The sequence below is a fragment of the Mastigocoleus sp. MO_188.B34 genome, from assembly GCF_030065675.1.
GTDB lineage: Bacteria > Cyanobacteriota > Cyanobacteriia > Cyanobacteriales > Nostocaceae > Mastigocoleus.
Window position 1 is genome coordinate 25270 of sequence record NZ_JASJDK010000056.1, and the last position, 13656, is coordinate 38925.

Here is a 13656-nt window from a genome sequence, read left to right on the forward strand (position 1 = left end):
AAAAATAATTCTGTAGTTTTGAGTCAAAAGCAATCTTTTGCTCAGATGCATATGCTGAGACCGATGCAGCTCCATGTAACTTTTGGTTTTAATTTAACCTAGATTAACGGGAAGCATTAAATCTGGCGATAGGTTATAAATCCCTTGTCAATAAAAAGAACTGAAGGTTATATTGGGAAGTTAACTTTCCAGAACTACATCATGGTAGTATTTCATGTAATTCTAATTTAGGTGAAGGTACTGAATTCGTGGTGAAAATACCTATTCAACAAAATATTCAGTTAAGCTATCCAAGCTTCCTCTAAATTTTTAATAAAGCAAATTTGACCCTGGGGTTTTTAAGCAGCTTCCGAAAGCTGACGGTCGAGACGACGGAATAAAAATACCCAAATAGGTAAAGAGCTATTGATTGCAATTAACCTTACCAAATGACCAACAGTTACCACCTCTACATTATGATTTAAAGTCAAAGCCACCAAAATCATTTCTGCAGCGCCTCCTGGTGCAGTTACTAACATACAAGTTAGCCAATCCCAAGATGTTAATTGCATAGCGAAATAAGCTGCGATCGCACCTGCAAATAAAGTCATGATAGTTGACATCACAGCATAAGCAATAGTTTTTTTACCAAAGTCTGGTTTCTCACCCCAATACTCGCCAATCGTAATCCCCAGAAGCGTTTGACCAATTATGCGAATCATTGACGGTAGTGCGAAGTGAGTAATTCCAGTTGTAATATGAAAACTATTAATTAGTGGATTAAATGTCATTCCTACCAGCAAAGCTGCAAAAAAATGAGCCGCAGGGATTTTACATAATATGGCAATATAAACTGCAACTAAGCTTACGCCTACAAGCAATAAAAGTAAACCAAAATATGATGGTGTAAAAGTAATAAATTCTACTGCTGTAATAATTGCTGGGGCACTGATGTAATCATCTGCTAATATCCTTGCGACCATTGGGATTAGTAATACTACAGAGGTTACACGAATTACCTGTACTAATGCTACTTGTGTAACGTTTTTATTATAGTCTGCGGCTATAGCTGCCATAACACCAACACCTCCAGGAACGGTAGCTAGCATTGCTGTTAATAAATTTGTTTTACTGAGGCGAGAATAGATGTAACCAATTAGAGTACCACTTATGAGTAAAAAAAGTGTCAAAAATACAAAAATAGGAATTCCTGTGACAACACCAATTAAATTATTTTGAGCGATAGAAAAACCAATAGTTAATCCTACCAAGACTAAACCAACATGTCTAGCACTCCTGTTTGGTTTGAGTGTAAGCTGATAAAAAATTCGACTGACTTGCAGGACGATTACACCAGAAGCTATTCCAGAAAATATCCACGCCATTCCACCAATATTGAAACGGGAAAGAATCAAACCCAGGGGTAATGCTAAACATATCTGCCAAGCAAGAATAGTTAAGGATTGCCAAAATAACTGCTTTTCGCTTGTAGGGGAAGGATCCACACCCATATTTAAGTTTCTATGGCTACTTATCTCATCAGAAGCAACTAACTTTACAAATTGTTTCATTGACAAATGTTTTTTAACTTTACTTTACTATGTATCCACGCTAACGCGAACTGGGTTGTAAAGATAGTTATGTAAGTAGATTTGACAAAGGTTAGGATTCCGAAGTTAGAAGTCAGAGGTGATAGTGTAAGGTATGGCTTTTTATAATATCTTCGCCAATTTACGAGGTTGAGTTGATGTGTAAACTCTCGTTTCTACGATGCTTGGCAAAAATTAAATAATCAGGAAAAAGCCTCAAAGCATTGATGACAAGGGATTAGCCTCTCAAAGTCCTAAAAAATGCTCTTAACACAGCGTGGCGCTAGCCATAACTTAGATATATCAAGAAAACAACCAATTTGATGTAATACTATTGTTTCATAAAGCTTTGAGCCTGTTTTTTAACAAAAAAATGTCTAAACCCCGTTAAAACATAAGTCATAAGTACTTGGAGAAAATTAATTGTATATTTGTCATTGCGTTAGCACGCACCTACGGTGAACAGCTTTGCTGCGGGCTAGTGGAGCGTAGCGTAACGTAGCATATGTCCTGTCGGACACGCTAACGCTAACGCAAGGCTTTGAGATTGCTGAGGACGCGCTCCGCGTTCAGCTTTGCTGCGGTCTAACACTATCGTTCGCAATGACATAAATATTTTTGTCCACCTACTTATCGATACCATAAAGCCACACCAATACGTGGAAATTACTATATTCAATTAATCCCATTACACATATGCTTATCTTCTTTATTATCGGGGGGATTTATTCTAAAATCTTCACGGATGAAATTACATCCTTCCCGAAGCAAATAATCAAAATCCCACTTCCATAGTTTTACAGTTCCCCTTGATTGGAAACTTTAGGGAACCACTACGACCGCTCCTACTATTTTTGGTTCTCCCTGATCAGGGAAAGTAATTGGTTGAAAAATTAGCAACGGATTAGAAGAGTAAAACGGATGGATTGTCTGTAAAAGTAAAGATTTACTAACTTAGAGAAATCCCTTATCCGTTTTCCATCTTTTCTTTATTCTCTATCCGCGAGCAAACCAACCATCTCATCAACAAACAAACACCCCATCCGACTTGTTAACAAAAAATCAAATCATTAAAACTTAAACAGAATCCAAGCAACGATCGCACCCCCTAAAATCAGATAAATAACATTTACCTTCCATCGAAAACTTATCAAAAACGTACTTAGTAAAATCACCCAGCTTTGCCAATAAATCAATACCGATTGTGATAACTTAACTATTACTGCTGCCATCAAAGCAATCGAACTAGCATTAACAGCATCTAAAAACGCAGAAGTCCAACGAAATTTCCGCAGTTGGGAAACCACCGAAATCAGAGCAGCACTAAAAAGGAATGATGGCAAAAAAATAGACACCGTTGCAACTATTGCGCCAGGTATTCCCAAAAGTAAATAACCGATAAAAGTTGCACTTGAAAGTAAAGGACCAGGAGTTATTTGGGCGATCGCGATCGCATCTAATAATTGTTGCTCAGTCAACCAACCAAAATCATCAACCAATTCCCCTTGCAAAAATGCGATTAAGACATAACCGCTACCGTATAATAAACTAGCAACCTTAAGAAAAAATATACTAAGTTTGCCTAAGGAAAGACTTGGAGAATAATTAGCATCAATAAAAAATAATATAGCGATAGTTATTAGTAAAAAAAATATAGCTTTGGGAATTCGAAATTTGGTATTTCCTGATGCTTCTACCCCTGATTCTTCCGGTGATAACTCTTGATGAAATCCTATTAAGAGCATACCGATCGCTCCACCGACAAGGAGCAAAATTATCTCACTCACCCCGAAGAAATTTGCAGTACAGACAAATATCCCAATGATTAACAAACGCCAGTTATCGATCGCCGTTTTGCCCAATTTCGTCACAGCTAATAACATTACAGCCAAAACGACTGGTTTAACTCCATCTAAAAAAGAGGCTATTTCGGGAAGAGCGCCAAATTGAGTATAAGCCCAAGCAAAAGCAGTCTTAATCAGGGCTGCAGGAAAAATTAGACAAATACCTGAAATAACAAACCCCAACCATCCACCATATAAGTAACCAACGTGAATTGTTACTTCGACTGAGCTTGGACCTGGAACGAGGTTGCTAGCGCCAATAATATCGAGAAACTTCTGTTTTGTCAGCCATTTTTTCCGTGTCACTACCTCATATTCCATCATCGCTAGCACCACAAGGAAACCACCAATTCCAGTGCTTCCTAGTTTTAAACACAGGATTGCTAATTGGCTTAAATTTTTTAGCCTATCTGTATTCATCCAAAAACGTAGCGCTATAAATAAACATACTACTCAATAAAGGTACAAGGCATTGCGCCCCTAGAGATAAGATTACTGCAAGCAAAAGTACATAGTATAAAATGCAAGTTTAATTGAATATTGTAAAAAGCATTCAAGAAGTTAATAACAAAAGGCAGAGTGGATCCAAATAAATCCGCCACGGACAAGGAATATCTTTAATCACAGCCCATTTTTCTTTATATACCTCTGCTTGTAGGTGGTAATCTTTGGAATTTTGAGGAGGAGAATTAAGTTTTAAATAAACTGTCATTCTATGGGGTGTTTCACTAATCTGAACTAGCCAAGCTTGAAAGCAATTGTCTTGGTTTTCTCGGTCTGCAAAAATTAGATGGTGAGCGCGAATTCCTACATGTGTCACTTCACTAGAAATCGGTTCGATCGCTTGCAAAGTACAGCCCCAATCCAGAGCCTTTACTTGTGTGGGTGAAACAGCACGAGCGCGGGAAAAATTCTTACATTGAGTTAATTGAGCAACTTGTAAGGTCTGTGGATGCTCGAAAATGTCTGTTTTGGAACCATCAGCAATGATTCTACCTTCGGAAAATACTAAAATATTTTGACAGACTCGGTAAGCTTCTTCCAAATTATGGGTAACAAATAAGGTCATCCCTCGGTAAGTTGTAAGGGTTTCACTCAACTGCTTTTCAATTCGACTGCGCAGGTATGTATCAAGGGCTGAAAAGGGTTCATCTAAAAGTAGAGCTTCTGGTTCAATAGCTAAAGCCCTAGCTAAAGCAACTCGCTGCTGCTGTCCCCCAGAAAGCTGATAAGGATAACGGTTTTCTAAACCTTGAAGTTCGACTAAAGCAATTTTTTCAGCTATGCGTTGGTTTAGTTCGGCTGTATTAAAAGAGCAACCATTATAGTGTCCATATTTTAGACCAAAGGCGATGTTATCCCTCACAGTCATATTGGGAAACAGGGCGTAATTTTGAAACAAAAAGCCGATGCGACGGTGACGCGTTGGTATATTGATTCCCTGTTTTGAGTCAAATAAAACTCGTCCATTTAAAATAATTCTTCCATGTTTTGGGGTTTCCAAGCCAGCCAGACAACGCAAAGTCATGCTTTTCCCCGAACCGGAACCTCCTAAAATTCCCAGAGGACTGTCATCGGTAGTAAATGTCACTGATAATGTAAAGCCGGGACGTTGGTTAAGAATATCTATTTCTAAGGAGGTTGGGGAGGGAGATTGTTTTGAAATTTGTATTTGAGAAAAAGAACTACGCGAACCAAAAAATTGCTGAGTGATTTGAGATAATTTTCTAGTTAAAAATCTAAAGTTTATAAGTCTAAGGTTTATAAGTCTAAGGTTTAAAAATCTAAGGTTTAATAACCTTAAATTAAAATTTCCAAATCTTCTTTTCTTAAATGTCCGTCTTTCTTCAGACAAGTGATTCATTGTATTAACTACAACAAGGGAAACCCCCACCAAAACTAATACCCAAATTAATGCTCGATCCATTTCCCCCCCTTCTGCAGCAAAAAATATCGCTAGGGGAATTGTCTGTGTTTGTTGGGGAATATTTCCTGCAAGCATTAATGTTGCTCCGAATTCTCCCAAAGCGCGAGCAAAAGCTAAAATAGTTCCACCTAAAATACCTTCCCAAGCTAAAGGAAAAATAATTCGCCAGAAAATAGTCCCTTCAGAAACTCCCAGGGTGCGAGCTGCATAAATCAAGTTTTGATCTATTTGTTTAAAAGCTCCCAATGCTGTTTTGTACATCAAAGGAAAAGCAACTACCGTCGCAGCAATTACTGTTCCCGTCCAAGAAAAAATGACATTTACTCCTACTGCATATAATAATTGCCCAAACCAACTATTTCTCCCAAAAATTACCAGTAAAAAAAAACCTACTACTGTTGGTGGTAAAACCATAGGTAAAGTCAAAATACCATCAATTAATCCCTTAGCTTTACCTTGATAATTAAGCATTTTACGAGCAACCGTAATTCCCAACAAAAAGGCAATTGGTGTTGCAGTTAAAACGGTTTTTAGGGATATCCATAGAGGAGAAAAGTCGAATTCCATACCAATTGCTGTATTGATTACTGATTTGTTGGAAGATTATAAGTTTTAGATTTATAAGTTTGGTATTGATTATTTTGGGATTTACTAATTATTTTGAGAGTTAGTATTTGAAAAGTTATTTATAACTGGAGTAAATCCGTTTTTTATAAAAATCTCACTTGCTGCTTTGCTCGATAAAAAGTCCACAAATTCCTCAGCAGTAGTGAGATTTTTGCTATCTTTTATGACTGCAACTGGATAAACAACTGGGGAATGAGAATCTGCTGGTGCGATCGCACCAACTTTGACTCTATTTGAGCTTTTCGCATCCGTAGCGTAAACAATTCCCGCATCAACATTGCCAGTTTCTACATAAGTAAGTACTTGACGAACAGTTTTCGCAAAAACTGTTTTTGATTTTACTCCCTCGAAAATCCCTGCATTAGTGAGAACTTCCTTTGCATATTTACCCGCAGGTACGCTATTCGGTTCGCCGATTGAAATTTTGTTAACTTCAGCAGCAGTCAAGTCTTTAAAATCAGATATGCTGGTGTTGTCTTTCGGTACGATCAAAACAACTTTATTTTGGAGCAAATCCCTACGACTTCCCTGACTCAAAAGTCCTTGTTTTTGCAAAATATCCATTTTGTTGACTGAAGCGGAAATAAAAACATCAGCTGGCGCTCCCTGTTCTATTTGCCGTTGTAAATTACCAGAACTGGCAAAATTATAGGTAATAGAAACCTGTGGATTTTGCTGTTCATATATTTTCTTAATTGGTGGAAGTACATCTGTCAAACTAGCAGCAGCAGATACAGTTAAGCTTGCAGTTTGTTGTGTGTTTGCTCTTGAAGTCGAGTCTTGGTTAGTTTGATTGCAAGCAATTAACAATGAGGAAATAATCAGTGCTACTATTTTTGGCTTGACTTCCAATAGTTTAATCATCAAAATATGTCTGCATCCTAAATATTAGCATGTATTAGTGATCCCCAAAGCTTTCTCGATTCATTTTGTCAGAATAGGGTAACGTTAGCTGTTGGATTTTTTTTACTGACCTTCACTAATAAATGTGAAAAAACCTTGTAGAGAAGTTCATTGCGAACGCCAAAAGTATAGTTGAATAATTAAAACTGAATTGGTAATAACATTCCAATTCCCAACCTAGTTTCGTTATCTGCTCGAACTCTAAGAGCCTCAAAAGGACTCGAACCAACTCTATTGCTGAGATATGCTTCTAATTGCAAACCAGAGAAAGTTTTACCAAGTAGTGACTTTGGTTCCCAACGCACACCCAAACTCCATGGAATAACTGACTTACGAGTATTACCAATAAATGCATTACCTTCTCCTCCAAGATTGAACCCAACTTCAGCGATCGCATCTAATTCTGGAGACAAAGAAATCGAAGTTCCAACATTAAATCCAGCGACTTCTAACCCAGTCCGTTGAACATACCCCAAGGTAGGAGTAAACCAAGCTGAACCTCCTTTAGGGAATTCATAATGCAGTGGTGCAGACAAGGTAACAACGAATAACTCTCCCAGTTCTACACTTTCGTTACTAACACTAAATCCAGTCTTTTCTAAACCTAAAGATTCAAATCTATTGCGATCGTTGTTAATCAGATTTACCAGCACACTATTAGAACGAGCGAAGCTTCCAGCGAGACTTAAGGTAAATGGTTTGTCATCATCTTGATCTAAAAAGCGGATTTTGCCACTAACTCCAAGAACGGATTCATCTACTATGCCAGAAATATCGTCCAAGAAAATACCTATTTCTAAATCATCTTCAATTCCATAACGAATTGCAGATGATGTTCTTCCTTCATTTAAGTGAAGGGAAGTTAATAGCTGTTTTCTAGGAACTGTACTACCATCAAAAGCACTAAATCCAGCATGCTTGTTTCGGGGTATACCTTGTCTGACACCAAAGCGACTGGGATAGCGACGATTTGCAACTGTAACTCCAGGTATATATGTAAGTCCCAATCCTAATGCGTCAAACTCTCTATCTGTGACAATAGAGAGAGGTCCAGTATTACCCAAGGTATTAGAAATGAATAAATCTGCAGCTAATCTGGGATTGATTATATATTTCAAACCTGCATTGTAGGCAATATCTCGAGTCGGTAATCCCGTATCCCTATTGATAGTGTTATTACCTATAAATGGTATAAATGCATCACCCCATAAAGATAACCTTGGATTTAATTGATAACTAATAGCTCCAGCTAAACCAAAATTTGTACCAAAAGAACCAGAGTTTGGTTGTGGTAATCGGTTGAGATATAGAGCATTATCTTCTGGTAAAAAAGCGACTTTGGGAGATACTGTAAACTGCCAACGCTTATCAGGTTTAATGGTGTAGGGTAGCTCAAGAGAAAAAACTGTTTGTGCATTTAGTCCTGCTGCTACAACACCATTAGCATCTAAAAATTGGTAAGGACGCCTATCATTTCCCCTAGAGACTGCGATCGCACCACTCAAAGCCTGCGTACCATCTTTACTTTGCCAAAGTCTTTGTTTTGCTTGTAGAGTCCATTCTTGAAAAAAGTTTGTACTTCCTTGGTCATTAATTCTTTCGGCACTGTATGCTCCTTGGTATTGTGGTCCGCCATTATCAACTGTCTGTACATCGAAAGTCAATTCTAATTTATCATTTACACCCCAGCTAACCCCGAGGGTTGGTTGATCTGTCAGACCATCGCTTCTAGCAGTCCCCGAACTGAAAAAATGACGATGACGTACAGAAATAGAAATTTCTCCTTTTCGCAAATGCTCTGCTGTTGTTAATATTGGGCGACTATTAGATATGCTCAAGTTATTTCGAGTAACTTCTTCTCTATTATTTTGACTATTTTTAAGAATATCTTTTGCAATGGTGTCAGTCCCAACTGATATGCTCGCATCATCATGAGAATTTCCAACAGTGATTTGCTGTTGGTTATTAGATTGTTTTTTAGCTTCCTTAAGCCTATAAATTAAAGTTTTTTGTCTTATTTCATCTTGATTTAGATTCACATCATCTTGACTACCCAATGCAATCTCTGGTGCAGATAATACTAAAAAAATGCAAGTAGATATCTTTAACAATCTCATAGTATATTTAATATAATTCTGATAATTTATGATGTTTTAAACAAATAAAGTTAATAAAAATAATTAATAATATTAGATATTGAACGATATAAATTTATCGCAATACCTTTAATACCAAAGTTCAAATCTTAAATAAGACGATATAAATATTCTGGAACCAGATAATAAAAATTACCCGTAGATAAGTTATATGGTTACACGTATATTTTGCATAGATTTTGAAAAATTTTAAGTATTATAAATACATTTACAAATAAAAAAATCTATAAATTTTTTACTCGAACATTATTGGGGATAGAATTTAATATCGAAATATCTATATTTGTACAAAACTGAGCAAACATTTTCTTCAGAAAGAACCCATTACTTGAAGTCCAACAATTGGTTGTTCGTCTTCGTTGCTGTGAATAAAAGGAAAAAGAATGAGTCCGCGTTTTTGGCTCAACTCCAATTTTGCTGTCAAATATCCCAACGCAGCACCAGCTAATACCTCCGAAATCCTATGACGGTTAAGATTTAAACGTGAGTAACTAATCAGAGTAGCCCCGGAATACCATAGAAATGCTGAGTCTGGATTATAGTGACTTTGTACAGTCGCTACAGCAAAAGCTGCTGTTGCATGACAACTAGGAAAACTATCATTGCTATCTGAGTCAGGTCTTTGAACTCGCGTTACCTTTTTTAGAGCGATGCATACAATAGTGCTACTACCAAGAGAATCCAATGTTCTTAGAGCGCGTTGTTTTCCTTCTTGAGAATCTATGAGTAGAGGTAAAGTTACACCGCCACCAAGGTAAATTAATGTACCTGCTCCAGAAACAAATTCAGAAATATCACGGTCAAAGGTTTCTGCTTTCACTTTCGGTGCAAGGGTCGTAACAACTAAAGCTATTAAAACCGGATATAATGCTTTAAAAGGTAACATAGTAATCCAAAATACTAATTCTGAAACAGTACAGACATTTGTAGAATATAGTTATAAATTGCCATCTTCATGTAGTAAAGATAAGCACAGTACACTTACTCGTGATTGCTATTTTTTATTTAGTAAATTCTTACTATTTAACTCAAGCCACACCCTTATTGCTATATTTTTCCACCTATGTATAATTCCTTAAAAAAATTTTGTACAAATTGCGGAATCACCGAATATGAATCTGAATCCCTTCATAGCAACCAAATTCAACCAAAATCACAACTAGGATAAATAAAAATGACCTTTTCTACTACCACATCCTCTACAGTTCTCAACAAACCTGTTTTACGTGAAGGTTCCACAGGAGAAGCCGTTAAAGAACTACAAGAATTACTGTTACCTCATGGTGTCTTTGCATACATAAATTACGACCATGCTTGCGTGTATCCTGGAGAAGAAGTAATTGATGGTATATTTGGCTCCCACACAACCAACGCAGTGAAATTATTCCAGTCTAAAGTATTTTTGTCAGAAGACGGAATTGTCGGTGATAAGACTTGGCGCACACTCTATTTAGGTGCACCTGTTGATATGCCTATTCTTCGCAAAGGTAGCAAAGGCATACTGGTTGAAAAAATACAGTACAGACTATCTGATGCTGGATATTATCACTCTATTATTGATGGTGATTTTGGAACTGCAACCGAAGCAGCAGTTAAGGATTTACAAACATATGTAGGTCTACCTATTGATGGTATTGTTGGCGATCGCACATGGTTTGAACTGAGCAAAATATTCATCACCTCATGTTGAATCCCTACTGTCTATTAACTTTTAATTTTTACTAAGTGAAGTGTATTCTGGATATTATTAAAAGTTTGTTTTAAGCTGCTCGGCATTTACTTTTAAACAGGAATTAACGCTGTCAAAGCATTACAGGCACTGAATTATTCAATTTAAATGCGCATCAGCTTAAACAAATTACCTTTACTTTGTAGACTAAAGCAAAGATAGCACGCTTCACAAAACTCAATTAGTTACATATATTACGCTGATTTCCACACTTATAGAGCATACTTTGATTTCTCCAGACTGATTACAAGTAATAATTAAGCTGAAATTATATTTGAACAAAAAGCTTATATCACAAGGAATTACAAAATAATTACTTGTATATTACAAAGTAATTTTACTGAGAATAAAGTTTAGTTTACAAAGCAATAACTATATCTGAAATATTCATTAAAAGTTATCACTATTACATTGCTCCCATAGGAGAATAATCAGTGTATAAATTCATTTATACCAAGCATCCTCAAACACAATTAGCATTGAGACAAAGAAACAAAAATGACTAACACATCATCTTCCACTCTTAACAAACCTGTTCTACGTGAAGGTTCTAAAGGAGAAGCTGTCAAAGAACTACAAGAATTATTATTGCGTAGCAATATAGATGTTGTAGTTGACGGTATATTTGGTCCCCAAACAACAGGTGCAGTTAAATTCTTCCAGTGCAAAATGTTTCTCTTACAAGATGGGATTGTTGGTGATAAGACTTGGCGTACACTTTATCAACGTGCACCAGTCGATATGCCCGTCATCCGTAAAGGCGACACAGGCGAACTAGTTAGAAAAATCCAGCAAAGACTATCTGATGGTGGATACTATCGTTCGAATATTGATGGTGATTTTGGTCCTATAACCGAATCTGCAGTGAAGGATTTGCAAATCAAAGCGGGTCTATCTATAGATGGAATAGTTGGAAATCGCACTTGGCATGAACTTAGCAAAATAGATCCCAGTCCTTCTTCATGTTAATTTTTCTCGTTAACAAGAATGAGTTCTAGTTATTATCGAGATTTAAACAGAAATAGCGAAAAAGCCTTTTCAAAACAAATTCAAACTTAGGATAAATATAAATGACTAACATATCATCTGCTCTCAACAAACCAGTTTTAAGTGAAGGTTCTACAGGAGAAGCCGTAAGAGACTTACAAAGATTATTATTACCTCACGATGTCTTTTACTATGTCGATAGTAATCATGCTTGTGTATTTCCTGGAGAAGAAGTAATCGACGGTATATTTGGTCCTGCAACAACAGATGCAGTCAAAATATTCCAGTCCAAAATGTTTCTTCTACAAGACGGAATAGTTGACGATAGAACTTGGCGTGCAGCCTACTTTAGCAGACCAGTTGATATGCCTCTTCTTCGTCGAGGCGATCGAGGTGAACTAGTCGAGCGAATTCAGCAAAGACTATCCAACGGTGGATATTATCGCTCTGCTATTGATGGTGATTTCGGTCCTGCAACTGAGTCTGCAGTTAAAGACTTACAAATCAGTGCAGGTTTAGAAATAGATGGTATCGTTGGTGATGATACTTGGTCTGAACTGAGCAAATTATATGCAGATTTATGCCTTTAAAAATTGACTAAATAGATCAATTCTGTTCTTGAATAAGTAACCTCTACTTTAGATACATGAAGTAGAGGTTTTATTTTTTTAGAAGTTTTTTACCAATTACCAACTACCCATTACCAATTACCAATTAATTGAATAAATTCCAACCCAGTAAGTTTTAATAATGTTAGGGCGTTTACACTTTTAAAATATTTTTGGGGTAATTGAGGTAACTAGTTATGGCTAAACCTAAAGTTTTCATTGATGGTGCAGAAGGAACTACCGGCTTGCAAATTCATTCCAGGTTAAACCAGCGTGATGATATCGAAATTATTAGCATACCCCAAGAAAAACGTAAAGATGCCCAAGCAAGGTCAAATTATATTAATTCAGCAGATGTTGCTATTCTCTGTTTACCCGATGATGCAGCTCGCGAAGCTGTAAGTTTTGTTAGTAATCCAGATGTGAAGATATTGGATGCGAGTACCGCTCATCGAGTCGCAAGTGGTTGGGTATATGGTTTTCCCGAACTTGAGAAAAACCACAGAGAAAAAATTCGTTCTTCCAAAAGAGTTAGTAACCCCGGATGTTATCCAACAGGTTTTTTAGCTTGCGTGCGTCCACTAGTTACATCAGGTATTATCCCCAAAAATTTCCCGGTCACCATCAATGCTGTTAGCGGTTATTCGGGAGGAGGAAGAAAACTGATCGAAGAATATGAAAAATTTCACAATGCTTCCCCCTTATCAGCAACCGGTTATGCTTATGGAATATATGGCGTAAAATTCGGTCACAAACATGTTAAAGAAATGCACGTATATTCCGGTTTAGATATACCTCCCCTGTTTGTACCTGCTGTGGGAGACTTTGAGCAAGGAATGTTAGTACAAGTTCCCTTACCATTACGTGCTTTAGAAAAATCTGTGACTGGTGAAGTAATCCACAACACCCTCAAAGAATATTATCAAGATGAAGAAAATATTGTGGTTGCTCCTTTAAATGATCAAAGTTATTTGCGTAATGGTAAATTTTTGGACGCTCAAGGAGCAGTTAACACTAATTTAGTACAAATTTTTGTCTTTGCGAATGATAATACTCAAGAAGCTTTATTAGTCGCCCGTTTGGATAACTTAGGTAAAGGAGCTTCAGGAGCTGCAGTACAAAATTTGAATATAATGCTTGGTTTTCCAGATAATTTGGGTTGCTAAGGAGTAAGAAGTAAAAAGTAAGGAGTAATGAGTGGGGAGTTATAGCGGTTTTTGGTTGAGTGTAGTACACCTCGTAGAGACGTAAAATTTTACGTCTCTACATTTGGGAATTAGAAAATGTATTTGATTCAAATGAAAACC

10 protein-coding genes are annotated in these 13656 nt (G+C 36.8%); 4 read left to right on the forward strand and 6 right to left on the reverse strand.

What is annotated here, in order from left to right:
* Positions 1-338 precede the first annotated feature (338 nt).
* From QNJ50_RS14855 to QNJ50_RS14880, 6 genes are all read right to left on the reverse strand, one after another.
* Positions 339-1490 (reverse strand): AbrB family transcriptional regulator, encoded by a 1152-nt coding sequence (locus tag QNJ50_RS14855; protein ID WP_300636493.1) that lies wholly within the window; start codon positions 1488-1490, stop codon positions 339-341.
* A gap of 1148 nt (positions 1491-2638) precedes the next feature.
* Positions 2639-3832, reverse strand: a complete 1194-nt coding sequence (chrA, locus tag QNJ50_RS14860; protein WP_300636475.1) for a chromate efflux transporter — start codon at positions 3830-3832, stop codon at positions 2639-2641.
* 133 nt (positions 3833-3965) lie between these two features.
* The gene (gene modB / locus QNJ50_RS14865) at positions 3966-5906 is read right to left on the reverse strand and encodes a molybdate ABC transporter permease subunit (RefSeq protein ID WP_300636477.1); all 1941 of its coding nucleotides are present in this window, start codon (positions 5904-5906) and stop codon (positions 3966-3968) included.
* A gap of 84 nt (positions 5907-5990) precedes the next feature.
* Positions 5991-6830 (reverse strand): molybdate ABC transporter substrate-binding protein, encoded by an 840-nt coding sequence (gene modA / locus QNJ50_RS14870; RefSeq protein ID WP_300636479.1) that lies wholly within the window; start codon positions 6828-6830, stop codon positions 5991-5993.
* 179 nt (positions 6831-7009) lie between these two features.
* On the reverse strand, positions 7010-8986 hold the full coding sequence (locus QNJ50_RS14875; protein WP_300636481.1) for a hypothetical protein: 1977 nt from the start codon (positions 8984-8986) through the stop codon (positions 7010-7012).
* Positions 8987-9335: 349 nt separating this feature from the next.
* Positions 9336-9911: a phosphatase PAP2 family protein gene (locus QNJ50_RS14880; RefSeq protein ID WP_300636483.1), complete on the reverse strand. Its 576-nt coding sequence runs from the start codon at positions 9909-9911 to the stop codon at positions 9336-9338.
* A 288-nt stretch (positions 9912-10199) separates the two neighbouring features.
* Between QNJ50_RS14880 and QNJ50_RS14885 the strand changes: the two genes are divergently transcribed.
* The 4 genes from QNJ50_RS14885 to argC all read left to right on the forward strand — a co-directional run bounded on the left by QNJ50_RS14885 (position 10200) and on the right by argC (position 13515).
* Complete coding sequence (locus QNJ50_RS14885; RefSeq protein ID WP_300636485.1) at positions 10200-10715, forward strand: peptidoglycan-binding protein; 516 nt, start codon at positions 10200-10202, stop codon at positions 10713-10715.
* Between the two features lie 537 nt (positions 10716-11252).
* On the forward strand, positions 11253-11723 hold the full coding sequence (locus QNJ50_RS14890) for a peptidoglycan-binding protein (protein ID WP_300636487.1): 471 nt from the start codon (positions 11253-11255) through the stop codon (positions 11721-11723).
* A 101-nt stretch (positions 11724-11824) separates the two neighbouring features.
* Entirely contained in the window at positions 11825-12331 is a 507-nt protein-coding gene (locus QNJ50_RS14895) for a peptidoglycan-binding protein (protein ID WP_300636489.1), read from the forward strand.
* A 215-nt stretch (positions 12332-12546) separates the two neighbouring features.
* Entirely contained in the window at positions 12547-13515 is a 969-nt protein-coding gene (gene argC, locus QNJ50_RS14900) for an N-acetyl-gamma-glutamyl-phosphate reductase (protein ID WP_300636491.1), read from the forward strand.
* Positions 13516-13656: the final 141 nt, after the last annotated feature.